Below are 26,505 nucleotides of genomic sequence, written 5' to 3'. Positions count from 1 at the left end.
TTAGACCCCGGCCATGGATACGCTGTTTGCCACCGAATTCACCCCCCGCGGGGTGCTGACCCCGAACCGGCCACTGGCCGATCTGACCTGGCTGCGCGTGGGTGGCCCGGCGGACTGGCTGTTCCAGCCCGCGGATGAGGCCGATCTGGCCGCGTTCCTGGCGGCGCTGGATCCGGGCGTGGCGGTGTTTCCGATGGGGGTGGGGTCCAACCTGATCGTGCGCGATGGCGGTCTGCGCGCGGTGGTGATCCGGCTGGGGCGGGGCTTCAACGGTATCACCGTTGCGGGCAGCCGGGTGACGGCGGGGGCGGCGGCGCTGGATGCCCATGTCGCGCGCCGCGCCGCCGAGGCGGGGGTGGACCTGACCTTCCTGCGCACCATTCCGGGCAGCATCGGCGGCGCGGTGCGGATGAATGCGGGGTGCTATGGCGAATATGTCGCCGACCATCTGATCGCGGTCCGGGCGATCACCCGCGCGGGGCAGGCGGTGACGCTGACCCCCGCCGATCTGCGCCTGTCCTATCGCCAAAGCCACCTGCCCGAGGGCTGGGTGCTGGTCGAGGCGGTGTTCGAAGGCACACCGGGCGACCCGGCCGCGCTGGAGGCGAAGATGACCGGCCAGATCGCCCGCCGCGATGCCAGCCAGCCCACGCGCGAACGGTCCGCCGGGTCCACCTTTCGCAATCCGGCGGGCTATTCCTCGACGGGCCGGGCCGATGATGTGCATGATCTGAAGGCCTGGGCGGTGATCGACAAGGCGGGTATGCGCGGCGCGCGGCGCGGCGGCGCGCAGATGTCGGAAATGCATTCCAACTTTCTGATCAACGCGGGCGGCGCCACCGCCGCCGACCTTGAGACGCTTGGCGAAGAGGTGCGCAAAAAGGTTTTGCAGACGCAGGGAATTTCGCTAGAGTGGGAAATCATGCGCATCGGCGATTTTGCGGCGCCTGATACGGCAGAAAAAGATCAATAATCCACGGGGATAACCCCGGGAAGAGGCGAAAGTGGCGGGTGTGTCGAGCAGGGCAGCCCACCGTGTGGCGGTTTTGATGGGCGGCCCCTCGGCAGAGCGGGCGGTGTCCCTGTCTTCGGGGCGCGAATGCGCCCGGGCGCTGCGGGTGGCGGGCTATGAGGTGGTCGAGGTCGATGCCGGCCCCGATCTGGCCGTGCGCCTTGCCGAAATCCGGCCCGATGTGGTCTTCAACGCCCTGCATGGCCGCTGGGGCGAGGATGGCTGTGTGCAGGGCCTGCTGGAATGGCTGCGCATTCCCTATACGCATTCGGGTGTTCTGGCCTCGGCGCTGGCGATGGACAAGACCCGCGCCAAGGATGTCTTCCGTGCTGCCGGCCTGCCGGTGGTGCAAAGCGTGCTGGCGCCCAGGGCCGAGGTGATGGCCCGCCATGTCCTGCCCGCGCCCTATGTGGTCAAGCCCAACAACGAGGGGTCCTCGGTCGGGGTCTATCTGGTGCTGGACGGCGCGAACCGCCCGCCGCAGCTGTCCGATGAAATGCCGCAGATGGTGATGGTGGAAAGCTATGCCCCCGGACGAGAGCTGACCTGTTCCGTCATGGGCGATCGGGCCCTGTGCGTGACCGAGATCCAGACCACCGGCTGGTATGATTACGACGCGAAATACAGCCCCGGCGGGTCACGCCATGTGCTGCCCGCCGATCTGCCGCCCGCGATCACCGCGGCTTGTCTGGACCATGCCCTGCGCGCCCATCGCGCGCTGGGGTGCCGGGGCCTGTCGCGCACCGATTTCCGCTGGGATGAGGCGCGCGGTCCGGCGGGTCTTGTGCTGCTGGAAACCAATACCCAGCCGGGAATGACGCCGACGTCGCTGTTGCCCGAACAGGCGGCGCATATGGGGATCGGTTTCCCCGACCTGTGCCGCTGGATCGTCGAGGATGCTTCATGCGACCGCTAGGTGCCCCGCCCCCGCGGCCGCAGTTGCGCGCTGAACCCCGTCCGGGCGCGGCCCCGCGCGCACCGCAGATGGCCGCCGCCGCCCCGCGCCCGCCGCGCCGTGACCCCGCGCCGTCGCGCCTGGCTTATCGGTTGCAACGGCTGTGGCTGACGCCTGTCGTGCGCGCGCTGACCCGCATCGGTCTGCCGGTCTTTGCCGTGGTGCTGGGTCTGGGCATCTGGCTGGGCGATGAGGGGCGCCGCGCCGATCTGGCCGCGACCTATGAAGACATCAAGCTGTCGATCCAGAACCGCCCCGAATTCATGGTCGGCCTGCTGAAGATCGAGGGCGCCAGCCCCGAGGTCGATGCCGCGATCCGGGCGATGCTGCCGGTGCAGCTGCCGGCCTCGTCCTTCGCGATCGATCTGGACGCGTTCCGCGCGATGATCCGGCGGCTGGATGCTGTGGCCGATGTCGGGCTGATGATCCGCCCCGGCGGCGTGCTTGAGGCGGCGGTGACCGAACGCGTCCCCGCGATCCTGTGGCGCGCGCCCACGGGCCTTGAGATGCTGGATGCGACGGGTCACCGCGTCGCCACGCTGATCGCGCGTGAGGCGCGCCCCGACCTGGCGCTGATCGCGGGTGTGGGCGCCGACCGTGCCGTGCCCGAGGCGCTGGCCGTGCTGGCCGCCGCCGCCCCGATCCTGCCGCGGGCGCGCGGTCTGGTGCGGGTGGGCGAACGGCGCTGGGATCTGGTGCTGGAACGCGACCAGCGCATTCTGTTGCCCGACCAGAACCCGGTGCGTGCGATCGAACGCGTGCTGGCGCTGGATGCCGCCGAAGACATTCTGGACCGCGATTTTACCCATCTGGACATGCGCAACGAAACCCGGCCCACGATCCGCCTTTCCGCCGCCGCTCTGGAGGAATTCCGCAGGATCACCGGCCCGGACACGAAGGCGAGGGCTGTACGATGACTGACCTTTACGAATTCCAGCGCGCGATGCGCAACATGCGCAAGACTGCGATGCAGCGCGGCGTGATCGCCATTCTGGATGTCGGCACATCCAAGATCGCCTGTCTGGTGCTGCGCTTTGACGGCGCCGATGCGATGCGCAAGGGCGACGGGCTGGGTCCCCTGGCGGGGCAGGCGGGTTTTCGGGTGATCGGCGCGGCCACGACCCGGTCGCGCGGGGTGCGCTTTGGTGAAATCGACGCGATGGCCGAAACCGAACGCGCGATCCGCACCGCGGTGCAGGCCGCGCAGAAGATGGCCAATACGCGGGTCGATCACGTCATTGCCTGTTTTTCCGGCGCGGGGCCGCGCAGCTATGGGCTGGCGGGCGATGTCGCGCTGAACGACGGTCATGTCAGCGAACAGGATGTGGCGCGCGTGCTGGCAGCCTGCGACATGCCCGACATCGGCCCCGGACGCGAGGTGCTGCACGCCCAGCCGGTGAACTTTACGCTGGACCACCGCACCGGGCTTGGCGATCCGCGCGGGCAGGTGGGGCACCGGCTGGCGGTGGACATGCACATGCTGACGATCGAGGCCGATGCGGTGCAGAACCTGATCCATGTGATCCGGCGCTGCGATCTGGAACTGGCGGGGGTGGCTTCATCCGCCTATGTCTCGGGGATCGCAAGCCTGGTCGAGGATGAACAGGAACTGGGCGCGGCCTGCATCGACATGGGTGGTGGCGCCACGGGGGTGTCGATCTTCATGAAAAAGCACATGATCTTTGCCGATGCGGTGCGCATGGGGGGCGATCTGGTGACCAAGGACATCGCCGCGGGGCTGCAGGCGCCGATGGCGCTGGCCGAACGCATCAAGACCTTTCACGGCGGGGTCTATGCCACCGGCATGGACGACCGCGAGATGATCGAGCTGTCGGGCAATTCGGGCGACTGGGAAAAGGACCGCCGCCAGATCAGCCGGACCGAGCTGATCGGGATCATGCGCCCGCGTGTCGAGGAAATCCTGGAAGAGGTGCGCGCGATCCTGGATGCGGCGGGCTTTGACCATCTGCCCAGCCAGCAGATCGTGCTGACGGGCGGGGCCAGCCAGATCCCGGGGCTGGACGGGCTGGCGGCGCGCATCCTGGGCCAGAACGTGCGTCTGGGGCGGCCGCTGCGGGTGCAGGGCCTGCCGCAGGCCGCGACCGGGGCGGGCTTTGCCAGCGCGGTGGGGCTGGCGCTGTTTGCCGCCCATCCGCAGGACGAATGGTGGGATTTCGAAATCCCCGCCGAACGCTATCCGGCCCGCTCGCTCAAGCGTGCGATGCGCTGGTTCCGCGACAATTGGTGAACCCAGTTGCTGCGGTGGATGCGAATCGTTTCCACCAGATGCTGCGTCATGCGCGAAATACCGCTTGCGGCGGTTTTCCGCCTTCCAGATTTTGTGGGGTAACTGTGTTTTTCTGGTGACGTTCCACGGAATAAAGGCTAAAATCACCCTAATTTTCAGGGAAACCGGCTCGGGACAGGGGCCGAACAACATCACAGGCGGAAACCAATGACCTTGAATCTGATGATGTCGGATCACGAAGACCTCAAGCCGCGGATCACCGTGTTCGGCGTCGGCGGGGCGGGCGGCAACGCGGTCAACAACATGATCGAAAAGCAGCTGGAAGGCGTCGAGTTCGTGGTGGCGAATACCGATGCCCAGGCGCTGCAGCAGTCGCGCGCGGCGGCCCGTATCCAGATGGGCGTCAAGGTCACCGAAGGTCTGGGCGCGGGCGCGCGCCCCTCGGTCGGGGCGGCCGCTGCGGAAGAGACGATCGAGGAGATCGTCGATCATCTGGCCGGCGCGCATATGTGCTTCATCACCGCTGGCATGGGTGGCGGCACCGGCACCGGTGCGGCCCCGATCATCGCGCAGGCCGCGCGCGAGCTGGGCGTGCTGACCGTGGGCGTTGTGACCAAGCCGTTCCAGTTCGAGGGCACCAAGCGGATGCGTCAGGCCGAAGAGGGGCTTGAGGCGCTGCAGAAGGTCGTCGATACCCTGATCATCATTCCGAACCAGAACCTGTTCCGTCTGGCCAACGAACGCACCACCTTCACCGAGGCCTTCGCCATGGCCGACAACGTGCTGTATCAGGGCGTGAAGGGCATTTCCGACCTGATGGTCCGTCCTGGCCTGATCAACCTCGACTTTGCCGATGTGCGGTCCGTGATGGATGAAATGGGCAAGGCGATGATGGGCACCGGCGAGGCCGATGGCGACGACCGCGCCATTCAGGCCGCCGAAAAGGCGATTGCCAACCCGTTGCTGGATGAAATCAGCCTGCGCGGCGCCAAGGGCGTGCTGATCAACATCACCGGCGGCTATGACCTGACGCTGTTCGAACTGGACGAGGCCGCTAACCGCATCCGCGAGGAAGTGGACCCCGACGCCAACATCATCGTGGGCTCGACGCTCGACCCGTCGATGGAAGGGCAGATGCGCGTATCGGTCGTGGCGACCGGCATCGACGCCGCCCCGGCGACCTCGGAAATCCCGGTGCCGCGCCGCCCGATGTCCGAACCGCTGCGCCCCGCGGCGCGCGAAGAGGCCCCGATGGCAGAACCCGCACCGGTGACGCAGCCGGTGGCCGCCTCGGTCGCGCCGGTGCAGCAGCAGCCCGTCGCGCAAGAACGGGGGCTGTTCGACGCGCCCGAAGCGGCGCCGGTTCAGCCCGCCCCCGCGCATGCCCCGTCGCACCCGCAGGCCCATGCCGATGACCTGCCGCCCCCGGCCTATCGTCCGCAGCCCGCGCCGCAGCCGATGGCGCGCGACCTGCCGCCCGAAGACGACATGGGCGCCTTTGTCGCGCCGCGCCCGCGCGCGCCGGGAACCCCCTCGCCCGAGGCGCTGCAGCGTCTGCAGGCGGCGGTGAACAAGGCCCCGTCGGCTGCGGGGCAGCAGCGCCCGCTTGCGGCGGGTCTTGCAGCCCAGCGGCCCGCGCCGCAGCACGCGCCGCAGCCGGAACGCCCGCGGTTTGGCATCAATTCGCTGATCAACCGGATGACGGGCCACGGCGTCGAAGCCGCGCCGCAGGCCGCGCAGCCCGCACCCCAGGCCCGCACCGTCGCCCAGCAGCATCAGGCCTATGATGAGGATCAGGCCGCCGATCCCGATCAGGACCGGATCGAAATCCCGGCGTTCCTGCGGCGCCAGGCGAACTGATCCGTTCACAAAAGACCAGACAGGGCCGGGGAAATCCCGGCCTTTTGTCTTTTTATATCAATGCATTGCGCCATGATCGGCAGGCTTGCGCCCAAGCCGGCGGCAATTGTTTCAATGCGTTACAAAGAGTGAATTGTTAACCGACCCCCGCGCGCTTAGCTGATGCTGCGGTTCGGTGCCCGCCCGCCAGCCCGGCTACCGGCAAGTGAAACAAAGGACGCAGCAGTGCAGACGACAATCGGTTCCCCGGCAGTGTTTGAAGGCGTTGGCCTGCATTCCGGCCAGCCCGTGCGGATGGTGATCCACCCCGCGCCCGCCGATCATGGCGTTGTCTTTCGCCGCACCGATGTGCGCGCGGCCAATCCGCGCATTCCTGCGCTGTGGGACAGGGTGACGCCGTCCAGGCTGTGCACGCTGGTGGAAAATGCCGATGGCGTTTCCGTCTCGACGATCGAACATGTGATGGCAGCCCTGGTCGGCGCGGGGGTGCACAACGCCCTGATCGACATCGACGGCCCCGAAGTGCCGATCCTGGATGGATCTGCCGCGCCCTTCGTCGCGGTGATTCAGGCCAGGGGCCTGCGCCTTCTGGATGCGCCGCTGCGCGCCATCCGCGTTCTGAAACCCGTCGAGGTGCATGAGGGTGAGGCCGTGGCCCGCCTGGACCCGGCCCCGGCGCTGGAAATCGATTTCGTCATCGATTTCGCCGATGCCGCGATCGGCCGCCAGGCCAAGCGGCTGAACATGGCCAATGGCGCCTTTGTGCGTGAACTGGCCGACAGCCGCACCTTCTGCCGTCAGTCGGATGTCGAGGCGATGCGCGCCAATGGGCTTGCCCTTGGCGGCACTTATGAAAATGCCGTCGTGGTCGATGGCGATCGTGTGCTGTCACCGGGTGGTCTGCGGCACGCCGATGAGGCGGTGCGCCACAAGATGCTGGATGCGCTGGGGGATCTGGCCCTGGCGGGCGCGCCGATTCTGGGCCGCTATACCGGCACCCGGGCCGGCCATGCGATGACCAACCGGCTGTTGCGCGCGTTGTTCGCCGATCCTTCGGCCTGGACCTGGGAAGAATGCACGGCCGCGCAGGCCTATGGCCTTCCCGGTGCAGGCGTTTGCCGGGCCAGCGTTGCGGCGCGCTGACCTGCGCGCCGTTGCCGGGCCGCCAGCTGTCATATGGCCTATGCCGCGGCGGTGAAAGGCGTTTTGCGCCCCGGATTTTTCTGTGCTAGGACAAACCGAAGGGGCGGTTCCGCGTCATGCGGGGCGGCTTTTGACAAGGTTGAATCAGGGTAGAAACGGGATAGGGCAGGACATGGCGCGCGGCAGATCGGCGGCTCAACTGGTCGGAAGTCTCGTTCTTGTGGGGGTGCTGGCGGCCTGCGGTGGTGGCACGGCGCGCGAAGCCTCGCTCGAATCCCTGACCGCCGAGGAAATCTACAAGCGCGGCGAATATGAGCTGGAGGTGGGCAACCCACGCCGGCCCGCATCCGCGCTGCGCTATTTTTCCGAGGTCGAGCGGCTTTATCCCTATTCGGAATGGGCCAAGCGTGCGCTGATCATGCAGGCCTTCACCCAGCACAAGGCCAAGGATTACGAGGCAGCACGCGCCAGCGCGCAGCGTTTCATCGACACCTATCCAGGCGATGAGGATGCGGCCTATGCCAAATACCTGCTGGCTTTGTCCTATTACGACCAGATCGATGAGGTTGGCCGCGATCAGGGCCTGACCTTCCAGGCGCTGCAGGCGTTGCGCGCGGTGATCGAGGAATATCCCGACAGCGAATATGCGCGTTCGTCCATTCTGAAATTCGACCTGGCCTTTGACCATCTGGCGGCGAAGGAAATGGAAATCGGGCGCTATTACCTCAAGCGCGGGCATTACACGGCGGCGATCAACCGCTTCCGCGTGGTGGTAGAGGATTTCCAGACCACCACCCACACGCCCGAGGCGCTGCACCGCCTGGTCGAGGCCTATCTGGCACTTGGCATCACCGAAGAGGCACAGACCGCGGGGGCGATTCTGGGCCACAACTTCCGGTCGTCGCCCTTCTATGAAGACAGCTACCGCCTGCTGACCCGCCGTGGCCTTGAACCCGAGGCTGGTGGCGACAGCTGGCTGGCGCGGGTCTATCGTCAGGTGATCCGGGGCGAGTGGCTCTGATCGCGGGCCGCGACGGGGGCGGGGATGCTGCGCGCGCTTGAAATCCGTGACATGCTGATCATCGACCGGCTGGACCTTGGGTTCCGGTCGGGTCTGAATGTGCTGACCGGGGAAACCGGCGCGGGCAAGTCGATCCTGCTGGATTGCCTGGGTTTCGTTCTGGGCTGGCGCGGGCGTGCCGAACTGGTGCGCAAGGGTGCCGATCAGGGCGAGGTGACGGCGGTTTTCGATCTGCCCGATGGTCATGCCGCCCATGCCGTTCTGGCCGAGGCCGGGCTGTCCGGCGGGCCCGAACTGATCCTGCGCCGGGTGAATGGCGCCGATGGCCGCAAGACCGCCTTCATCAACGATCGCCGCGTTTCGGGCGAGGTGCTGCGGGCGCTGTCGGCCACGCTGGTGGAACTGCACGGCCAGTCCGACGATGGCGGTTTGCTGAACCCGCGCGGGCACCGTGCGATGCTGGATGCCTTCGCGGGCCATGAGGATCTGCTGGCGCAGGTGCGCACAGCCTGGAATGCGCGTGCGGCAATTGCCCGCAAGCTGGATACCGCCGAGACCGCATTGGCCGCCGTCAGGGGCGAAGAGGATTTCCTGCGCCATGCCGTGGCCGAGCTGGACCAGCTTGATCCCCAGCCCGGCGAGGAAGGCACGCTGGACGCGCAGCGCCGCCTGATGCAGGGCGCCGAACGCATCCGCACCGATGTGGCCCGTGCGCTGCAGATGCTGGGCCCTGATGGTGCCGAGGGTGCGATGCGCGATGCCGATCGCTGGCTGCAGGGGGCTGCGGAAAAGGCCGAAGGCCGGCTGGATCTGCCGCTGTCGGCGCTGGAACGCGCGCTGATCGAACTGGGCGATGCCGCGCAGGGCGTCGAAGAGGCGCTGGAAGCCCTGTCTTTCGACCCCCGCGCGCTTGAGGCATGTGAGGAACGTCTGTTCGCGATCCGGGCGCTGGCGCGCAAGCATGGCGTTTTGCCTGACGATCTGGGCGGGTTTGCCGAAACCCTGCGCGCGCGCCTGGCCGCGCTGGATGGCGGTGAAGATGGTATCCGGGCGCTGCGGGCCGATCTTGCCGCTGCGGGGGCCGCCTATGATGCGGCGGCGGCGCGGCTGGGCGCGGCGCGGCGCGCGGCGGCGGGACGGCTGGATGCGGCGATGGCGGCGGAACTGGCGCCGCTGAAGCTGGAACGGGCGGTCTTTGCAACGGCGATCAGCGCGGGTGAATCCGGCCCCGAGGGCAGCGATACGGTGGCCTTTACCGTGGCCACCAATCCCGGCGCGCCGGCGGGGCCCCTGAACAAGATCGCCTCGGGCGGGGAACTGTCACGATTCTTGCTGGCGCTGAAGGTGGTTCTGGCGCGCGGGGCCGATGCTCTGGTGCTGATCTTTGACGAAATCGACCGCGGTGTGGGGGGCGCCACCGCCGATGCGGTCGGCCGGCGCCTGGCGCGTCTGGCCGAGGGGGCGCAGGTTCTGGTCGTGACGCACAGCCCGCAGGTGGCGGCGCGCGGCGGGCATCACTGGCGCGTGGAAAAGCGGGTGGTCGATGGCATGACCAGTTCAACCGTGGTGCCGTTGGCCGCCGACGCGCGGGTGGATGAAATCGCGCGGATGATTTCGGGCGCCGAGGTCAGCGAGGCCGCGCGGGACGCGGCCCGCGCGCTTCTGACGGGCTGACCCGCCGCTGCGGGGCTCAGGCTGCGGGACGAAGGGTGGGGGACGAAGGGTGGGGGCAGGGTCCTGGCCGGTCAGCCTTCGGCCACGAATTGCGCCGCAACGATTTCCCAGCCCGCGCCATTGGCCACCAGCGTCGCCGCCAGCACCGCCCCGATCCGCCCCGCGTCCGACCCGTCGGCATGCACGATGCCCGTCAGCACAAAGCGTTGCAGCAGCACCGCCGCATGCGGGCCCAGCGGGCGCAGCCTGGTCTTGCCGGTCACCAGCCGCGCGCGGGCAAAGGCCCCTGCCAGTTCCCCTGCCAGAACCTCGGTAATTTCGTCCACGCCTTCGGCGGCGGCGCCGGTCAGGCTCAGGAAATCGGCATCGGCGGCAAAAAAGCCCGCCAGCGCGCGGGCGTCACGCGCGCTCCAGGCCAGGGCAAAGGCGCGGGGCAGGTCGGCGGGGGTGGACAGCAGGGTCATGCAAGGGTCTCCGGGCGGGGGGCGGCCAGATCGGGGGCCAGATCGGGGGCCAGATCGGGGGGCAGCAGGTCAGGTCCGGGCACCAGCTTGCCCGGGTTCAGGATATTGGCGGGGTCAAGCGCGGCCTTGATCGCGCCCATCACCGCCCAGGCGGGGCCATGTTCGGCCGCCATCAGTGCGCGTTTGCCAAGCCCCACGCCGTGTTCGCCGGTGACCGTGCCGCCCATGCGCAGCGCGCGTTCGGCCATGCGTTCGGCCAGCCGCTTGGCCCGCGCCAGATCGCTGTCGCTGCCCCGGTCCAGCAGCAGGACGGCATGGAAATTGCCATCGCCCACATGGCCCAGGATCGGGCCGATCAGGCCCTCGGCGGCGATATCGTCGCGGGTTTCACGCACCGCTTCGGCCAGCCGCGACATCGGCACGCAGATGTCGGTCACCAGACCCATTGATCCCGGCCGCGCGGCCAGACACGCGGTATAGGCACCGTGGCGCATCTTCCACAGCCGCGCGCGCGCCTCGGGCGTGGTGGCCCAGTCGAAATGCGCGCCGCCCATTTCCGCCACCACCTCGCCAAAGCGTTCGGCCTGTTCGGCCACCCCCGCGGGCGAGCCGTGGAATTCCACCAGCAGATGCGGCGTTTCGGGCAGGCTGGTGCCGGCATGGGCATTGAAGACCCGCGCCATCGTTTCATCGACGAATTCGATGCGCGCCATCGGAATGCCCAGCTGGATCGTGGCCATCACCGTCTGCACCGCCGCCTCCAGCGTGTCAAAGGCGCAGACCGCGGCGGAAATCGCCTCGGGCTGGCCATGCAGGCGCAACGTCAGTTCGGTGATGATGCCCAGCGTCCCTTCCGAACCCAGCATCAGCGCGGTCAGGTCATAGCCTGCGGCGGATTTGGCCGCAGCACTGCCGGTGCGGATGATACGGCCATCGGCCAGCACCACCTCAAGGGCGGCGACATTGGCGCGCATGGACCCATAGCGCACCGTCGTCGTCCCCGAGGCGCGGGTGGCCGCCATGCCCCCAAGGCTGGCATTGGCGCCCGGATCGACGGGAAAGAACAGGCCGGTGGCGCGCAGGTCCGCATTCAGCGCCTCGCGCGTCAGGCCGGGTTGCACCACGGCCAGCATGTCCTCGGGGCGGATCGCAAGCACACGGTTCATCCGGCCCATGTCAAGGCACAGCCCGCCCTGAACCGCCAGCGCATGCCCTTCCAGTGACGTGCCCGCGCCCCAGGGCACGATCGGCATGGCATGGGCCGCGCAGATGCGCACGATCTGCGCCACCTCGGCGGTGGTTTCGGGCCAGGCTACGGCATCGGGCGGGGCCAGCGGATACCAGGCCTCGGATGCGCCATGCAGGTCGCGCTCGGCGCGGGTGACGCTGAGGCGTGGACCAAGCAGGGCCTGCAGGGCGGCAATGGCGGCATCATGGGGCATCATGGCGATCCTTCGGCGGTGCGCTGCTGCCCCTTCCTTAGGTCAGCAAGCAGGCCGGGAAAAGCCCCCCGGCGCCGGGCGGGCGCCTTCCCGCCCGTATGGCCGCCCGTATGGCCCGCCCCTATGGCACGGCGGGGCGAACGGGCAGATCAGACCGGCGCGCAGGCGGCTTCCAGCCAGGCCCGCGCAGGCGCCGACACGGCCGGACCGATCCGGTGCAGGACTTGGGCGTGATAGTCATTCAGCCAGTCGCGTTCGTCGGGGGCCAGCATTCCGGCCAGGATCAGCCGGCGGTCAATCGGCACCCAGGTCAGTGTGCGCAACGCCAGCATCGGTCGGTCATCGGCGCCGGGCAGGGGCGGGGCCTGTTCCACCAGAACAAGGTTCTCGATGCGGATGCCAAAGGCCCCTTCGCGGTAATAGCCCGGTTCGTTCGACAGGATCATGCCGGGCTGCAGGGCCACATCCGACAGCCGCGACAGCCGCGCGGGGCCTTCGTGCACGCAGAGCGCCGCGCCAACCCCGTGGCCGGTGCCGTGGTCATAATCCTGGCCCGCGCGCCACAGGGCGATGCGGGCCAGCGCGTCCAGATCGCGCCCGGCCAGGCCCCGGGGCCAGCGCGCGCGCGATATGGCGATCATGCCCTGCAGCACGCGGGTAAAGGGGGCGCGGGCAGCCTCGGGCACGGGGCCGACGGCGATGGTGCGGGTGATGTCGGTGGTGCCGTCCACATATTGCCCGCCGGAATCGACCAGCAGGATTTCACCGGGGCGGAGGGGGCGGTTGGTGGCCTCGGTCACGCGGTAATGGACGATGGCGCCATTGGGCCCCGCGCCGCAGATCGTGTCAAAGCTGATTTCCGTCAGCGTATTCGACGCGCGGCGAAACCCTTCCAGCGCGGTGACCACGGCGATTTCATCAAGCCCGCCCTTCGGCGCCTCGGCGTCCAGCCAGGCCAGGAATTCGACCATCGCCACCGCGTCGCGGTGATGTGCGGCGTCCATCCCGGCGATTTCGGCCGGGGTCTTGATCGCCTTGGGCAGGATGCAGGGGTCGTCGGCCCACAGGATTTCTATACCCTGTTCGCCCAGTTCGCGCCCCACCTGCAGCGGCGCGCTGGCCGGGTCGACCTGCACCGGGCCGGGCAGGCTGCGCAGCGCGGGGGCAAAGGCGGCGGTCGGGCGCAGGGTGACATCGGCGCCCAGATGTTCCAGCACGGGGGGCGAAAATTTCGCGGCCTCGGCAAACAGTGTCAGATGGCCGGTATCATGCAGGATCGCAAAGCCCTGCACCACCGGATTGCGCGGAATATCGGCGCCGCGGATGTTCAGCAGCCAGCAAAGCGAATCCGTCAGCGTGATCACCGCGGCGCGCGCGCCGCGCTGGCGCAGCCCGTCCGCCAGACGCGCGCGCCTGGTGGCGCTGTCCTCGCCCGCGAATTCGGGCGGATGGATGCGGGCCGGGGCGGCGGGCGGGGCGGGCTGGTCGGGCCAGATCGCATCGACCGGGTTGCGCGGCACAGGCACCAGGTCAACCCCGCTGCCGGTCACCGCTGCCTGCAGATCATCGATTTCCTTGCGGGTGTGCAGCCAGGGGTCAAAGCCCACACGCCCGCCTGCGGGCAGGGCCGCGGCAAGCCAGGGGCCGGGCTTGACCTCGGGCCAGTTGACCGGGGTAAAGGTGGCGCAGTCGACCTCGGCCCGGACCTGCACGCGGTAGCGGCCATCGACGAAGACGCCCGCGCGATCCATCAGCGCGATGCAGAACCCTGCCGATCCGGTAAACCCCGTCAGCCAGGCCAGCCGCGCATCATGGGGGGCGACATATTCGCCCTGATGGGCATCGGCGCGTGGCACGATGAACCCCGCAAGCCCCTGACCGGCCAGCACCGCGCGCAGCGCCGCCAGCCGGGGTGGCCCGTCCGAGGGGCGTGAACGGACCGCGAAATCCTGATACATCAGCGCGCCGCCTTGGCGATGCCCATCAGCCGGGCCCGCGCGCGCGGGTCGGAATCGAACAGCCCCGCCAGCTGTTCGGTCATCGCACCGGCCAGCTGTTCCACATCGGTGATGGTCACCGCATGCTGGTAATAGCGTGTCACATCATGGCCGATGCCGATCGCGATCAGTTCCACCGCGCGGCGCCGTTCCACCATGGCGATCACGTCGCGCAGGTGTTTTTCCAGATAATTCGCGGCATTGACCGACAGGGTGGAATCATCGACCGGCGCGCCATCGGAAATCACCATCAGGATCTTGCGCGCCTCGCGCCGGCCCAGCATGCGCCGATGCGCCCATTCCAGCGCCTCGCCGTCGATGTTTTCCTTCAGCAGGCCTTCTTTCATCATCAGGCCCAGGTTGTCGCGCACCCGCCGCCAGGGCACATCGGCGGATTTGTAGATGATGTGCCGCAGGTCATTCAGCCGTCCCGGTTGTTGCGGGCGCCCGGAATTGAGCCATTTTTCCCGGGCCTGCCCGCCCTTCCAGGCACGGGTGGTAAAGCCCAGGATTTCCACCTTGACCGAGCAGCGTTCCAGCGTGCGCGCCAGAACATCGGCGCAGATCGCCGCGATGGAAATCGGCCGCCCCCGCATCGAGCCGGAATTGTCCAGCAGCAGCGTCACCACCGTGTCGCGGAATTCGGTATCCTTTTCCACCTTGAACGACAGCGGCGTGGTGGGCGTGGCCACCACACGCGCCAGGCGCGCCACATCCAGGATGCCTTCCTCGCGGTCGAATTCCCAGCTGCGGTTCTGCTGCGCCTGAAGCCGGCGCTGCAGCTTGTTGGCCAGCCGGCTGACCGCGCCCTTCAGCGGTTCCAGCTGCTGGTCCAGATAGGCGCGCAGCCGTTCCAGCTCGGCTGGTTCGGCCAGATCCTCGGCATGGATTTCTTCATCGAAATCGGTGGCATAGACCTGATAGTTCGGATCCGCGGCGGAATAGGGCGCGGGCGGGGGCGGTTCCAGCGGCGCCTCGGCCTCGGGCATGTCGACCTCTTCGCCCATCTCCTGATCGGCAAGGTCGTCCATGCTGACGGTGGTCTGGCTTTGCTCCTGGGTTTCGTCCTGGCTGCTTTCGGACGATGCCTCATCCTCGTCCTGCGCCTCGTCGCGGGCCTGGTTGTCGCCGGCCTCTTCTTCCTGTTCAGCCTCGTCCTCGGCACCCTCGTCGGGCTGGTCGGCATCGGGGTCTTCGCCCAGCTGATCGGCATAGCCCAGATCGGCGATCACCTTGCGCGCCATGCGCGCGAAGGCCGCCTGATCGGCCAGGACCGCGTTCACATCGCCCAGATCGCCCGCGGCCGATTCCTCGATGAAGGGGCGCCACAGATCCAGCACATGGTGCGCGGCGGCGGGCAGTTTGCGCCCGGTGGCCAGTTCGCGCACCATGTAGCCCGCGGCGACCGCCAGCGAGGCCTCTTCCCGGCTGCGGATCTGGCCATAGCCCTTGCGCTCGGCCTCATGTGCGATCCTGGCGTCGATATTGGTCAGCGTGCCGGGCATGTCGCGCGCGCCAAGCGCCTCGCAGCGGGCGGTTTCCATCGCCTCATACAGATCGCGCGCCATCGGCCCCGAGGGGTTGTAGCGGGCGAACGTGCCCGCATCGTGATGGCGCCGGCGCAGCGCCAGCGCATCGCCCGTGCCCCGCGCCAGCAATACCTCATCGCGCGTCATGCGGCGGCTGACCTGCGGCAGGCGCATCGTATCGCCCGCGATCCCCGAAGGATCGACCGAGAAGGTGACCGTCAGATCGGCATCGTCGGCCAGCGTCCTGGTCGCCTCGGCCAGCGCCTTCTTGAACGGATCTGCAGGGTTGTCGACGGGTTTCATGCCTTACCGTATCGCCTGGGCCGCAGCACTTTCGGGAAGCTCCTCATCAAAGAGGCGCTGGTAGAATTCGGCAACCGTCTGGCGTTCCAGTTCGTCGCATTTGTTCAGGAAGGTCAGCCGGAAGGCATAGCCCACGTTGCGGAAGATTTCCGCGTTCTGCGCCCAGGTGATCACCGTGCGCGGCGACATGACCGTGGACAGATCGCCGTTCATGAAGGCGGTGCGGGTCAGATCGGCGACATGCACCATCTGGCTGATCGTCTTGCGGCCTTTTTCGGTGTTGTAATGCGGGGTCTTGGCCAGGACGATCGCGGTTTCGGCGTCATGCGACAGATAGTTCAGCGTGGCCACCAGGCTCCAGCGGTCCATCTGTGCCTGGTTGATCTGCTGCACGCCGTGATACAGGCCCGTCGTGTCGCCAAGGCCCACAGTGTTGGCCGTGGCAAACAGCCGGAAGAACGGGTTGGGGGTGATGATTTCATTCTGGTCCAGCAGCGTCAGCTTGCCGTCATGTTCCAGAACGCGCTGGATCACGAACATCACGTCGGGGCGGCCCGCGTCATATTCATCGAAGACGATGGCGACGGGGTTGCGCAAGGCCCAGGGCAGGATGCCTTCGTGGAATTCGGTCACCTGCTTGCCGTCGCGCAGCTTGATCGCATCCTTGCCGATCAGGTCGATCCGGCTGATGTGGCTGTCCAGGTTCACCCGCACGCAGGGCCAGTTCAGCCGGGCGGCGACCTGTTCGATATGGGTGGATTTGCCGGTGCCATGATAGCCCTGGATCATCACGCGGCGATTGTAGGCAAAGCCTGCCAGAATGGCCAGCGTGGTGTCGGGGTCGAACTTGTAGGTCGGGTCGAGTTCCGGCACACGGTCGGTGCGTTCGGCAAAGCCCTTCACCTTCATCTCGGTATCGATCCCGAAAACGTCCCGTACGGAGATGTCTTCGGTGGGTTTCGCGTTGTGATCCAGCATGCCGTCCGCCAATTCTATCCGGGTTGTCTCGCGCGCGCGCCCCGATCGGGCGGCCTGGGAAAGTTGTGGATCATATCGCCCGGGCGTGCAAGGGGAAGGCGGTGGATTGCCGCGTTCGCGCGCCCGCGCTAGTTTGGCGTGGGTTCCTTGCAGGAGATCGGGGATGAGTGGCCTTCTGGCGCTGTTGGATGACGTGGCGGGCATCGCCAAGGTCGCGGCGGCAAGCATCGACGATGTGGCGGGGCAGGCCGCCAAGGCGGGTGCCAAGGCGGCGGGCGCGGTCATCGACGATGCGGCGGTGACGCCGAAATATGTGCATGGCTTTGCGCCGGCGCGCGAATTGCCGATCGTGGGCAAGATCGCGCTGGGTTCGATCCGCAACAAGCTGCTGATCCTGCTGCCGGCGGCGCTGTTGCTGTCGGCCTTCGCGCCCTGGGCGATCACGCCGCTTTTGATGCTGGGCGGGGGCTATCTGTGCTTTGAGGGGGCGGAAAAGGTCTGGCATCTGTTCCAGCCCCACACGCCCCATGCCGATGGCCATGTCGACCCCGTGGGCGACCCGCTGCACCTTGAGGCGGAAAAGGTCGCGGGCGCGGTCAAGACCGATTTCATCCTGTCGGCCGAGATCATGACCATTGCCCTGGCAGCCCTGCCCGCGCAGGGGGTGGTGATGCAGGCGCTGACGCTGGCGGTGGTGGCGGTGGGCATCACCGTGGCGGTCTATGGCGGGGTGGCGCTGATCGTGAAAGCCGATGATGCCGGGCTGTGGCTGGCGCGCGTCGGGCGGCTGGCGCCGACCCGCGCGCTGGGGCGCGGCATCGTCGCCTTCATGCCCCATTTCATGAAGGCGCTGATGGTGGTGGGCACGGCGGCGATGATCTGGGTCGGCGGGTCCATCGTGCTGCATGGGCTGGCAGACCTTGGCTGGCATGGCCCTTATGACTGGATCCATCATCAGGCCGGGGGGGCCGCTGCGGCCCTGGGGCGCGCGCCCGGTGCGGTGGCCTGGGCCGTCACCGCGCTGTTCGACGGCGTCTTTGGCCTGGCGCTTGGGCTGGGGTTGATCCCGGTCGTGGCGCGGCTGATCAACCCGACGGTCCGCGCGCTGCGCGGAGGGTCCCGCCGCGCCTGAGCCGGGGGCAAGAGGCGCCGGGGCCGGGGCAGGGGGCGCTGCCCCCTCTGCACCCCCGGAGTATTTTGGCCAAGAAGAAGGGGCCAGGCGGGGCCTTGATCCGGCCCGGATCAGTCCTTGAAGTTGCGGCTGTCCTTGATCTGATCCCAGGCCCAGACGACCTGTTGCAGCATTTCTTCCTGACTGCGGTCACCGCCGTTCATGTCGGGATGCAGCACCTTGATCAGCGCCTTGTAGAGCTTGCGGATTTCAGGCTTGGTCATGCTGTCCCTGGCATCCAGGATGTCCAGTGCGCGCCGTTCCGTGGGGGGCAGCTTGCGCCCCACGACCTGACGGCCCGGGTTTTGCGTGGCATTGGCGCCCAGAATTTCCATCGGGTCGGAAATGCCGTGCCGCGCCCAGCCGCGCGCCTCGTCATTGGCGTGGTTGAAGGGGCGTGTGGGGCGTTCCCAGACCGTGGCATTGTCAAGGAAGGCCTGGAATTCCGCCTCGGACTGGCCCTGGAAATAGTTCCAGTTCAGGTTGTATTCGCGCACATGGTCCTTGCAGAACCAGTAATAGTCATCCAGCACCTTGGGGCTTTTGGGCGCGCGATACTGGCCGGGCTCATTGCAGCCTTCCTTGTCGCAGACGCGGGTCGAGGTGTCGAACGCGCCCGACATCCCGCGCTTGCCTTTCTGGCGGCGCTTCTTGTCGGAGGCGGCGGAGATATCGAATCCGAAGGGGTCGTTTCTGCTCATCATGCGTCTCTTGTGCCGGGTCTGTTGACCAGCCGGTGCGACTCGGGCCACAAAGTTTAGGGGTTTTCACGGGGGGTGGAAGGGGGCGTGGCGGAAAAATGCCGGTGGTGGATGAGATAAGGGCGCGGCTGATGCAATTCCAGCCCGACAGGCTGGAGGTGATCGATGAAAGCGCGCGCCATGCGGGCCATGCCGGTGCCCGGCCCGAGGGCGAAAGCCACTTCCGGGTGCGCATCGCAGCCGCCGCCTTCGCGCCGATGTCACGGCTGGCGCGGCACCGGGCGATCCATGCGGTGCTGGGGCCGGACCTGCTGGCCCGCATCCACGCGCTTGCGCTGGAAATCGAGAGCTAGCGCCTAGGCCATGCTGGCGGCGGCCGGGCCCAGCCGGGGGGCGGCGCCTTCGGGCGTTTCGGCCAGCAGACGGCGCGCCTTGGGTTCTTCGGGGTGGGCCTGTGCCGGGGGCGCCTCTGCCCGTTCGGGGGGCGGCGGCTGCACACGGCCCGGGTCTGCCCCCGCCGCAACCGCGCGGCGGAACACCAGAAGGTTGTGATAGACCGTGGTCTTCGAGGTCAGCCCGCTGCGTTCCTCGGCTGGCAGGGTATCGGCGCGCAGATATTCCCAGCCATCGCGCGCCATGTCGTTCATCGCGCGGGTCAGGGCATGGGCAAAGCGTTCCGCCCCGGTCTTCAGGCCACGGTCCTTTTCACCCTTCGCGGGGGCGGGGATCACCCGGTATTCAAATTGCTGCATCGGCACACCTCTTGTTCGGGGCCGTTCTAACCGGGCCTGCCCCGTGGTCAATTGACGATGCGGTGAACCGGGCCGCTAAGCCGCGGGCGGGGGCTGTTACAGCCCCAGCTTCTTTGCCACGATTTCGTTCACCGCGGCCGGGTTGGCCTTGCCGCCCGAGGCCTTGATGACCTGGCCGGTGAACCAGCCTGCAAGTTTCGGGTTTGCCCTGGCCTTTTCCACCTGCGCGGGGTTGGCGGCGATGATGTCGTCCACCGCCTTTTCGATCGCGGAAAGGTCGGTGACCTGCTTCATGCCGCGCGCCTCGACGATGGCCGCCGGGTCGCCGCCTTCGGTCCAGACGATCTCGAACAGGTCCTTGGCGATCTTGCCCGAAATGTCGCCCGCCTTGATCAGCGTGATGATGCCGCCCAGCTGCGGCGGCGTCACGGGGCTGTCGCCGATTTCATGGCCTTCCTTCTTCAGTCGGCCGAACAGTTCATTGATGACCCAGTTCGCGGCCAGCTTGCCATCGCCACAGGCCGCCACGACCGCTTCGAAGAAGTCGGCATTCTCGACCTCGGCGGTCAGCACGTCCGCGTCATATTCCGAAAGCCCCAGTTCGCTGACGAACCGCGCCTTTTTCTCATCGGGCAATTCGGGCATTGAGGCCGCGATGTCATCGACCCACGCCTGCTCGATTTCCAGCGGCAGCAGGTCGGGACAGGGGAAATAGCGATAGTCATGCGCCTCTTCCTTCGACCGCATCGACCGCGTCTCGCCCTTGTCGGGATCGTATAGGCGCGTTTCCTGCACCACGGTGCCGCCATCCTCGACAATGGCGATCTGGCGGCGGGCTTCATAGTCGATTGCGGCTTGGATGAAGCGCATCGAGTTCATGTTCTTGATTTCGCAGCGCGTGCCCAGATGGCCGAAATCGCCGGTTTCCTGCCAGCGTTCATAGGCGCCGGGGCGGCAGACCGAGACGTTGACATCGCAGCGCAGGTTGCCGTTCTGCATGTTGCCATCGCAGGTGCCAAGGTAGCGCAGGATCTGGCGCAGCTTGGCCACATAGGCTGCGGCCTCCTCGGGGCCGCGGATGTCGGGGCGGCTGACGATCTCCATCAGCGCCACACCGGTGCGGTTGAGGTCCACGAAGGACATGTTCGGGTCCATGTCGTGAATCGACTTGCCCGCGTCCTGTTCCAGGTGGATGCGTTCGATCCGCACGCGACGCGCCACGCCCGGTCCCATGTCCACGATGATCTCGCCCTCGCCGACGATCGGGTGGTAGAGCTGCGAAATCTGATAGCCCTGCGGCAGGTCGGGGTAGAAATAGTTCTTGCGGTCGAAGGCCGAGACCAGATTGATCTGCGCCTTCAGCCCCAGCCCCGTGCGCACCGCCTGGGCCACGCAGAATTCGTTGATCACCGGCAGCATCCCGGGCATCGCGGCATCGACAAAGGCCACGTTGGAATTGGGCTCCGCCCCGAAGGTGGTCGAGGCGCCCGAAAACAGCTTGGCGTTCGAGGCCACCTGCGCATGGACCTCAAGGCCGATCACCAGTTCCCAATCGGCCTTGGCACCGGCGATCACTTTGGGTTCGGGGGCTTTGCAGGCAAGATGATCAAGCATGGGTCACGTCCTTCCTTGGCGGGCTTTCGCCTTCTAGGCCAGGGGCGAGGGAGGGGCAAGCCTTCGGGAAAGACCACCGCCGCCGGCTCTGCGGGGCTGGCGGCGGATCATGAGTATTTTTGCCAAGAAGAAGCCCACGCGCTTTCATCTTGCCGCAAATACCTCGGGGGTCCGGGGGCAGAGCCCCCGGCGCGGGCCGCGTGCGTCCGTTCAGCCCAGAAGCCGCGCGGTCATTTCCCGCAGATCGGGGCTCAGGTCCGGGGTGGCGGCGATGCGGGTCAGCGCGGCGCGGGCCAGCGTGCGGCGCGAAGCATCATGGCGCGCCCAGGTTTCAAAGGCGGTGGACATGCGCGCGGCGGTTTGCGGGTTTACCGGGTCCAGCCGGATCAGCCAGTCGGCATAGAAGGCATAGCCCGCGCCCGAGGCATGGTGAAAGCCTGCGTGGTTGGCCGCAAGCCCGCCCAGCAGCGCCCGGAAGCGGTTGGGGGTCTTCCAGTCGAAGGCGGGGTCGCGGGCCAGCGTTGCGGCCAGTGCCGGGGCCACGGCGGGCGGGCAATGGGCCATTTGCACCATGAACCACTTGTCCATGACCAGCCTGTCGCCTTCCCAGCGGCTGCGGAAGGCGGCAAGCGCATCGGCGCCGCAGTCCGCCTCGATCAGGCAGGTCAGCGCGCCCAGCGACTCGGTCATGTTGCGGGCCTGGGTGAACAGCGCCCGGGCCCGTGCCCCGCCGTCGCGGCGCGACAGCAGCGACAGGCAGGCCAGCCGCAGCGCGCGCTGGCCCGCGGGGGCGGCTTCGGGGGAATAGGGGCCGGGCACTTCCATTTGCCGATACAGCCGGTCCAGCAGCGGTTCATGCCGGTCGGCCAGCGCGCGGGCCAGGGCCAGGCGCGCGGCATGGATCGCGTCGGGGTCGGGGGTCTTGCCCGTCTCATGCAGGGCCTGGGCGATCTCTTCGGCGCCGGGCAGGCGCAGCACCAGCGCGCGGAAGGCGGGGTCGGCGGTGTCATCGGCCAGCACATGGCCCACGGCATCAAGATGCGCGGGGTCGGGCGCGCCGCCCGTGGCCATCGCCATCAGCGCCTGGCGTGCAAGGCCGCGGCCCGCTTCCCAGCGATTGAAGGGGTCGGTGTCATGGGCCAGCAGAAAGGCCTGTTCGCCGGGGTTTGTGTCGCGTTCCAGCACCACGGGGGCCGAAAAACCGCGCAGGATTGACGGCACCGGGCGGGCGCCAAGGCCGGGGAAGGTGAAACTTTGCCGGGTTTCGGTCATTTCGAGCACACGCGTCGGCATCACCTCATCGCCATTGGGCGACAGCAGGCCCACGGCAATAGGGATCACGCGCGGCGGCTTGTCGCGCTGGCCCGGCGTGGGGGGCGTGGATTGCTCGAACGTGAGCGTATAGGTGCCATCGGCCCAGTCCCCGGTCACGCGCAGGCGCGGGGTGCCGGCATCGGTGTACCAGCGCCTGAACTGGGTCAGATCGCGGCCCGTCACATCCTGGAACACCTTCAGCCAATCCTCGATCGTGCAGGCCTGGCCGTCGTGGCGGGTGAAATACAGATCCAGCGCCCGGGCGTAGCCGTCATCGCCCACCAGACGTTTGAGCATGCCGACCACCTCGGCGCCCTTTTCGTAGATGGTGGCGGTGTAGAAATTGTTGATCTCGCGGTATTCCTGCGGGCGGACGGGATGGGCCAGCGGGCCCTGATCCTCGCGGAACTGGCGGGCGCGCAGGGCCATCACATCCTCGATGCGCTTGACCGGGCCCAGGCGCATGTCGGCGGTGAACTGCTGGTCGCGGAACACCGTCAGCCCCTCTTTCAGGCACAGCTGGAACCAGTCGCGGCAGGTGATGCGGTTGCCGGTCCAGTTGTGGAAATACTCATGTGCGATGATGCCCTCAATTCGTTCGAAATCGGCGTCGGTCGCGGTTTCGGGGCTGGCGAGCACCCATTTCGAGTTGAAGATGTTCAGGCCCTTGTTTTCCATCGCGCCCATGTTGAAATCGTCCACGGCGACGATGTTGAACACATCCAGATCATATTCGCGGCCATAGGCGGTTTCGTCCCAGCGCATGGACTGTTTCAGCGCCTCCATGGCGAAGGCGCAGCGGTCCTGATCGCCGGGGCGGACCCAGATGTTCAGCGCGACCTTGCGCCCCGACATCGTGGTGAAGCGGTCGGAATGGGCGACCAGATCGCCCGCGACCAGCGCGAACAGATAGGCGGGCTTGGGCCAGGGATCGTCCCATTCGGCCCAACCCTTGCCTTGCGCCACCGGGTTGCCGTTCGACAGCAACACCGGCAGATCGCTTTCGATGCGCACGCGGAAGCGGGCCATCACATCGGGGCGGTCGGGGTAGAAGGTGATCTTGCGGAACCCCTCGGCCTCGCATTGGGTGCAATACATGCCGCGCGACATGTAAAGGCCTTCCAGCGCGGTATTGGTTTCGGGCGCGATCTCGACCTCGGTTTCCAGCGTGAAGGGGGTATCGGGCAGGGCGGCGGGGTGAATCGTCAGGCCGGTGTCGGTCAGCCGGTAATCGGCGGGCGTCAGCGTGACGCCATCGACCGTCGCCGAAATCAGGCGCAGCGCCTCGCCATCCAGCACCATCGCCTGACCGCTGCCCCGGGGCGCCAGCTGCAGCCGGGCGCGGACGCGGGTCGCGCCGGGGTGCAGGCGAAACTGCAGATGCACCTGATCCAGACGGAACGGCCAGGGCGCGTAATCGGCCAGGCGGGTGGGGGCGGCGGGGGTGGTGTTCATCACGGGCTCCTGCAGGTGGTCCGGGCGAACCGGATCGCGGCGGCGCAGGTTAGGGTGATCCTCGGCGGGGTTCAACTGCGGCGCTCTCTTGCCAGGCTTTCGGCATCCCGGCTTGGGCATGGCGCGCGGCTGCGCTATGGTCCGGCGTGGCAGGCGGGCAATCAGGATCAATCCCGGCCTGACTGGTAAAGTATCTTGACCGATTTTGTGCAAGCCGCCATTAGAGTACGGCAATCGCCCCGGATCGGGGCCGAAACGGGGGAGCAAGCATGAGCGAACGTATCGCGCGTGAGGCATTGTCGGTCGATCCGCAGCTGGTCGAATTCATCGAAACCGTGGCGCTTCCGGGCACCGGGGTCAGCGCCGGGGCCTTCTGGAAGGGCTTTTCGGACATCGTGCGCGATCTGGCGCCGAAGAACCGCGCGCTCCTGGCCAGGCGGGAAGAGATTCAGGCCCGGATCGACGCCTGGCACCTGGCCCGCCGCGGCCAGCCGCATGATGCCGCCGCCTACAAGGCCTTCCTGACCGAAATCGGCTATCTTCTGCCCGAGGGCCCCGATTTCACCATCGAAACCGGCCCGACCGATCCCGAATTCGCCACCCAATGCGGCCCGCAGCTGGTGGTGCCGATCATGAACGCGCGCTATGCGCTGAATGCCGCGAATGCGCGCTGGGGCAGCCTGTATGATGCGCTGTACGGCACCGATGCGCTGGGCGATCTGCCCGCGGGCGGCGGTTTCGATCCGGCGCGCGGGGCGCGGGTGATTGCCTGGGCCAAGGCGTTCCTGGATGAGGTCGCGCCCCTGGCCACCGGGTCCTGGGCCGAGGTCAGCGCGATCGCGGTGCGCGATGGCGCGCTGGTGGTCACCACGCAAGGGGAAACGGGGCTGAAGACGCCTGCGCAATTCGCGGGCTATCAGGGCGTGGCGGACGCGCCGTCCGCGATTCTGCTTGCGAACAATGACCTGCACATCATTCTTGATGTGAACGCCGATCATCCGATCGGGCGCACCGATCCGGCGCACATCGCCGATGTCCGGCTTGAATCGGCGCTGTCCTCGATCATGGATTGCGAGGATTCGGTGGCTGCGGTCGATGCAGCCGACAAGGTGCTGGCCTATTCCAACTGGCTGGGCCTGATGAAGGGCGATCTGGCCGAACAGGTGGAAAAGGGTGGCAAGACCTTTACCCGGGCGCTGGCCCCCGATCTGCACTTCACCGCGCCCGATGGCGGGCAACTTGTGCTGAAGGGTCGCGCGCTGATGCTGGTGCGCAACGTGGGCCATCTGATGACGAACCCCGCGATCCTGGATGCGGGGGGGCAGGAAATTCCCGAAGGTCTGATGGATGCGATGGTCACCACGTTGTGCGCCATCCATGACCTGCGCAAGGCCGGGGGCGCGCGCAATTCCACCACCGGGTCGGTCTATGTGGTGAAACCCAAGATGCACGGCCCCGAAGAGGTCGCCTTTGCCAGCGAAATCTTTGACCGGGTCGAGGCGGTGCTGGGCCTGCCGCGTTACACCGTCAAGCTGGGCATCATGGATGAGGAACGCCGCACCAGCGCGAACCTGAAGGAATGCATCCGCGCGGCGCAGAACCGCGTGGCCTTCATCAACACCGGCTTCCTGGATCGCACCGGCGATGAAATCCACACCTCGATGGAGGCCGGGCCGATGCTGCGCAAGGGCGAGATGAAATCGCAGCCCTGGATTTCCGCCTATGAAGACCGCAATGTCGATATCGGCCTGGCCTGCGGGCTGGCGGGCAAGGCCCAGATCGGCAAGGGGATGTGGGCGATGCCCGACCGCATGGCCGAGATGCTGGAGGCCAAGATCGGCCATCCGCGCGCCGGCGCCAACTGCGCCTGGGTGCCCAGCCCGACGGCGGCGACGCTGCATGCCACGCATTACCACAAGGTCGACGTCAAGGCCCGCCAGGCCGAGATCGCGGCGCTGAACCGCCCCGCGCGGCTGGATGACCTGCTGACGATCCCGCTGGCCACCGGCAAGAATTATTCCGAGGCCGAGATCACCGATGAGATCGAGAACAACGCCCAGGGCATCCTTGGCTATGTCGTGCGCTGGGTCGATCAGGGCGTCGGTTGTTCCAAGGTGCCGGACATCCACGATGTGGGCCTGATGGAGGACCGCGCGACCTGCCGGATCAGCTCGCAGGCGCTGGCCAACTGGCTGCATCACGGCGTGGTCACCGAAGGCCGCGTGATGGAGGCGATGCGCAAGATGGCCGCCGTCGTCGACCGCCAGAACCAAGGCGACCCGGCCTATCGGCCGATGGCGCCGGGCTTTGACGGCCTGGCCTTCCAGGCGGCCTGTGATCTGGTGTTTCTGGGGCGGGTGCAGCCCTCGGGCTATACTGAACCGGTGCTGCACCAGCGCCGCGCCCAGGTGAAGGAAGGGAACTGACATGGCACTGACTTTGGAAGCCGCCAAGCGGATCATCGACGTGGCAATGGCCCATGGCCGCGACGCGGGCTGGAAGCCGCTGTCGGTCGTGGTGCTGGATGCGGGCGGCCACCCGATCGCCTTTGAACGCGGCAATGGCGCCAGCCCCGGCCGGTTCGGGATTGCGCGCGCCAAGGCCTATGGGTCGATCATGCTGGGCATGGGCGGCAAGGCGCAGATGGCGCGGGCCGAATCGCAGGCCTATTTCATGGCCGCGGTGAATGGCGCCTTTGGCGGGCAGGTGATGCCGGTGCCGGGCGGGGTTCTGGTGCGCGACGGCGCTGGCACGGTGATCGGCGCGGTGGGCGTCACGGGTGACACCTCGGACAACGATGCCGCGGCGGCGCTGGCCGGCATCGAGGCGGCGGGGCTGGCGGGCGAGGCCTGATCTGCCCTGACCGGCGCAT

21 protein-coding genes are annotated in these 26,505 nt (G+C 67.4%); 12 read left to right on the top strand and 9 right to left on the bottom strand.

Annotated elements, in window-relative coordinates; translation table 11 throughout:
- Positions 1–13: 13 nt before the first annotated feature.
- The 8 genes from murB (at position 14) to recN (ending at position 9,913) form a co-directional block, all read left to right on the top strand.
- Complete coding sequence (gene murB, locus ACK8OU_RS06320) at positions 14–973, top strand: UDP-N-acetylmuramate dehydrogenase (RefSeq protein WP_410302514.1); 960 nt, start codon at positions 14–16, stop codon at positions 971–973.
- Positions 974–1,004: 31 nt separating this feature from the next.
- Positions 1,005–1,928, top strand: a complete 924-nt coding sequence (locus ACK8OU_RS06315; RefSeq protein ID WP_410302513.1) for a D-alanine--D-alanine ligase — start codon at positions 1,005–1,007, stop codon at positions 1,926–1,928.
- A gap of 68 nt (positions 1,929–1,996) precedes the next feature.
- Positions 1,997–2,884, top strand: coding sequence for a cell division protein FtsQ/DivIB (locus tag ACK8OU_RS06310; RefSeq protein ID WP_410302755.1), 888 nt, complete (start codon positions 1,997–1,999; stop codon positions 2,882–2,884).
- Positions 2,881–4,215 (top strand): cell division protein FtsA, encoded by a 1,335-nt coding sequence (gene ftsA / locus ACK8OU_RS06305; protein ID WP_410302512.1) that lies wholly within the window; start codon positions 2,881–2,883, stop codon positions 4,213–4,215. The genes ACK8OU_RS06310 and ftsA overlap by 4 nt, the downstream gene beginning before the upstream one ends.
- A 207-nt stretch (positions 4,216–4,422) precedes the next feature.
- The gene (gene ftsZ, locus ACK8OU_RS06300) at positions 4,423–6,075 is read left to right on the top strand and encodes a cell division protein FtsZ (RefSeq protein WP_410302511.1); all 1,653 of its coding nucleotides are present in this window, start codon (positions 4,423–4,425) and stop codon (positions 6,073–6,075) included.
- 225 nt (positions 6,076–6,300) lie between these two features.
- A complete protein-coding gene (gene lpxC, locus ACK8OU_RS06295) occupies positions 6,301–7,218 on the top strand; it encodes a UDP-3-O-acyl-N-acetylglucosamine deacetylase (protein ID WP_410302510.1) in 918 nt (305 codons plus the stop codon).
- A gap of 172 nt (positions 7,219–7,390) precedes the next feature.
- Positions 7,391–8,239, top strand: a complete 849-nt coding sequence (locus ACK8OU_RS06290; protein ID WP_410302509.1) for an outer membrane protein assembly factor BamD — start codon at positions 7,391–7,393, stop codon at positions 8,237–8,239.
- Between the two features lie 24 nt (positions 8,240–8,263).
- The gene (gene recN / locus ACK8OU_RS06285) at positions 8,264–9,913 is read left to right on the top strand and encodes a DNA repair protein RecN (RefSeq protein WP_410302508.1); all 1,650 of its coding nucleotides are present in this window, start codon (positions 8,264–8,266) and stop codon (positions 9,911–9,913) included.
- A 71-nt stretch (positions 9,914–9,984) separates the two neighbouring features.
- On the opposite strand, the gene ACK8OU_RS06280 is transcribed toward recN, so the two are convergent.
- From ACK8OU_RS06280 to cobS, 5 genes are all read right to left on the bottom strand, one after another.
- Positions 9,985–10,377 carry an SgcJ/EcaC family oxidoreductase gene (locus ACK8OU_RS06280; RefSeq protein WP_410302507.1) on the bottom strand — a complete coding sequence of 131 codons (393 nt, stop codon included), beginning with the start codon at positions 10,375–10,377 and terminating at the stop codon, positions 9,985–9,987.
- Positions 10,374–11,819 carry an FAD-binding oxidoreductase gene (locus ACK8OU_RS06275; RefSeq protein WP_410302754.1) on the bottom strand — a complete coding sequence of 482 codons (1,446 nt, stop codon included), beginning with the start codon at positions 11,817–11,819 and terminating at the stop codon, positions 10,374–10,376. The genes ACK8OU_RS06280 and ACK8OU_RS06275 overlap by 4 nt, the downstream gene beginning before the upstream one ends.
- Before the next feature lie 149 nt (positions 11,820–11,968).
- Positions 11,969–13,777, bottom strand: coding sequence for an aminopeptidase P family protein (locus ACK8OU_RS06270; RefSeq protein WP_410302506.1), 1,809 nt, complete (start codon positions 13,775–13,777; stop codon positions 11,969–11,971).
- A complete protein-coding gene (gene cobT, locus ACK8OU_RS06265) occupies positions 13,777–15,648 on the bottom strand; it encodes a cobaltochelatase subunit CobT (RefSeq protein ID WP_410302505.1) in 1,872 nt (623 codons plus the stop codon). The genes ACK8OU_RS06270 and cobT overlap by 1 nt, the downstream gene beginning before the upstream one ends.
- Before the next feature lie 3 nt (positions 15,649–15,651).
- The gene (cobS, locus tag ACK8OU_RS06260) at positions 15,652–16,638 is read right to left on the bottom strand and encodes a cobaltochelatase subunit CobS (RefSeq protein WP_410302504.1); all 987 of its coding nucleotides are present in this window, start codon (positions 16,636–16,638) and stop codon (positions 15,652–15,654) included.
- A 151-nt stretch (positions 16,639–16,789) separates the two neighbouring features.
- Here cobS and ACK8OU_RS06255 point away from each other — a divergent pair, with 151 nt between their 5' ends.
- Complete coding sequence (locus ACK8OU_RS06255; protein ID WP_410302503.1) at positions 16,790–17,758, top strand: DUF808 domain-containing protein; 969 nt, start codon at positions 16,790–16,792, stop codon at positions 17,756–17,758.
- Positions 17,759–17,868: 110 nt separating this feature from the next.
- Here ACK8OU_RS06255 and ACK8OU_RS06250 read toward each other — a convergent pair whose 3' ends face one another.
- Positions 17,869–18,498 carry a J domain-containing protein gene (locus ACK8OU_RS06250; protein ID WP_410302502.1) on the bottom strand — a complete coding sequence of 210 codons (630 nt, stop codon included), beginning with the start codon at positions 18,496–18,498 and terminating at the stop codon, positions 17,869–17,871.
- Between the two features lie 98 nt (positions 18,499–18,596).
- Here ACK8OU_RS06250 and ACK8OU_RS06245 point away from each other — a divergent pair, with 98 nt between their 5' ends.
- Complete coding sequence (locus tag ACK8OU_RS06245) at positions 18,597–18,851, top strand: BolA family protein (protein WP_410302501.1); 255 nt, start codon at positions 18,597–18,599, stop codon at positions 18,849–18,851.
- A 3-nt stretch (positions 18,852–18,854) separates the two neighbouring features.
- Here ACK8OU_RS06245 and ACK8OU_RS06240 read toward each other — a convergent pair whose 3' ends face one another.
- The 3 genes from ACK8OU_RS06240 to pepN form a co-directional block, all read right to left on the bottom strand.
- Entirely contained in the window at positions 18,855–19,250 is a 396-nt protein-coding gene (locus ACK8OU_RS06240; RefSeq protein WP_410302500.1) for a DUF4177 domain-containing protein, read from the bottom strand.
- A gap of 96 nt (positions 19,251–19,346) precedes the next feature.
- A complete protein-coding gene (gene gatB / locus ACK8OU_RS06235; protein ID WP_410302499.1) occupies positions 19,347–20,864 on the bottom strand; it encodes an Asp-tRNA(Asn)/Glu-tRNA(Gln) amidotransferase subunit GatB in 1,518 nt (505 codons plus the stop codon).
- Positions 20,865–21,074: 210 nt separating this feature from the next.
- Complete coding sequence (pepN, locus tag ACK8OU_RS06230) at positions 21,075–23,633, bottom strand: aminopeptidase N (protein ID WP_410302498.1); 2,559 nt, start codon at positions 23,631–23,633, stop codon at positions 21,075–21,077.
- A gap of 269 nt (positions 23,634–23,902) precedes the next feature.
- Here pepN and ACK8OU_RS06225 point away from each other — a divergent pair, with 269 nt between their 5' ends.
- Complete coding sequence (locus ACK8OU_RS06225) at positions 23,903–26,059, top strand: malate synthase G (protein WP_410302497.1); 2,157 nt, start codon at positions 23,903–23,905, stop codon at positions 26,057–26,059.
- 1 nt (position 26,060) lies between these two features.
- The gene (locus ACK8OU_RS06220; RefSeq protein WP_410302496.1) at positions 26,061–26,486 is read left to right on the top strand and encodes a GlcG/HbpS family heme-binding protein; all 426 of its coding nucleotides are present in this window, start codon (positions 26,061–26,063) and stop codon (positions 26,484–26,486) included.
- The last annotated feature ends 19 nt before the right edge of the window (positions 26,487–26,505 follow it).

Origin of the sequence: Pontitalea aquivivens, from assembly GCF_046507575.1 — a bacterium.
In the GTDB taxonomy this organism is placed as follows: domain Bacteria; phylum Pseudomonadota; class Alphaproteobacteria; order Rhodobacterales; family Rhodobacteraceae; genus Pontitalea; species Pontitalea aquivivens.
The sequence above is the reverse complement of the archived record's forward strand: the minus strand, read 5'-3'. Positions and strand labels throughout refer to the sequence as shown.

Excerpts from the sequence above, each read along its gene's own strand:
- recN (WP_410302508.1), top strand. The coding sequence starts at position 8,264 with ATGCTGCGCGCGCTTGAAATCCGTGACATGCTGATCATCGACCGGCTG.
- ACK8OU_RS06240 (WP_410302500.1), bottom strand. The coding sequence starts at position 19,250 with ATGCAGCAATTTGAATACCGGGTGATCCCCGCCCCCGCGAAGGGTGAA.
- ACK8OU_RS06250 (WP_410302502.1), bottom strand. The coding sequence starts at position 18,498 with ATGAGCAGAAACGACCCCTTCGGATTCGATATCTCCGCCGCCTCCGAC.
- ACK8OU_RS06290 (WP_410302509.1), top strand. The coding sequence starts at position 7,391 with ATGGCGCGCGGCAGATCGGCGGCTCAACTGGTCGGAAGTCTCGTTCTT.
- ftsA (WP_410302512.1), top strand. The coding sequence starts at position 2,881 with ATGACTGACCTTTACGAATTCCAGCGCGCGATGCGCAACATGCGCAAG.
- ACK8OU_RS06275 (WP_410302754.1), bottom strand. The coding sequence starts at position 11,819 with ATGCCCCATGATGCCGCCATTGCCGCCCTGCAGGCCCTGCTTGGTCCA.
- ACK8OU_RS06245 (WP_410302501.1), top strand. The coding sequence starts at position 18,597 with ATGCCGGTGGTGGATGAGATAAGGGCGCGGCTGATGCAATTCCAGCCC.
- ACK8OU_RS06310 (WP_410302755.1), top strand. The coding sequence starts at position 1,997 with ATGGCCGCCGCCGCCCCGCGCCCGCCGCGCCGTGACCCCGCGCCGTCG.
- ACK8OU_RS06220 (WP_410302496.1), top strand. The coding sequence starts at position 26,061 with ATGGCACTGACTTTGGAAGCCGCCAAGCGGATCATCGACGTGGCAATG.
- murB (WP_410302514.1), top strand. The coding sequence starts at position 14 with ATGGATACGCTGTTTGCCACCGAATTCACCCCCCGCGGGGTGCTGACC.
- pepN (WP_410302498.1), bottom strand. The coding sequence starts at position 23,633 with ATGAACACCACCCCCGCCGCCCCCACCCGCCTGGCCGATTACGCGCCC.
- gatB (WP_410302499.1), bottom strand. The coding sequence starts at position 20,864 with ATGCTTGATCATCTTGCCTGCAAAGCCCCCGAACCCAAAGTGATCGCC.
- cobT (WP_410302505.1), bottom strand. The coding sequence starts at position 15,648 with ATGAAACCCGTCGACAACCCTGCAGATCCGTTCAAGAAGGCGCTGGCC.
- ACK8OU_RS06280 (WP_410302507.1), bottom strand. The coding sequence starts at position 10,377 with ATGACCCTGCTGTCCACCCCCGCCGACCTGCCCCGCGCCTTTGCCCTG.
- ACK8OU_RS06225 (WP_410302497.1), top strand. The coding sequence starts at position 23,903 with ATGAGCGAACGTATCGCGCGTGAGGCATTGTCGGTCGATCCGCAGCTG.
- ftsZ (WP_410302511.1), top strand. The coding sequence starts at position 4,423 with ATGACCTTGAATCTGATGATGTCGGATCACGAAGACCTCAAGCCGCGG.
- ACK8OU_RS06255 (WP_410302503.1), top strand. The coding sequence starts at position 16,790 with ATGAGTGGCCTTCTGGCGCTGTTGGATGACGTGGCGGGCATCGCCAAG.
- ACK8OU_RS06270 (WP_410302506.1), bottom strand. The coding sequence starts at position 13,777 with ATGTATCAGGATTTCGCGGTCCGTTCACGCCCCTCGGACGGGCCACCC.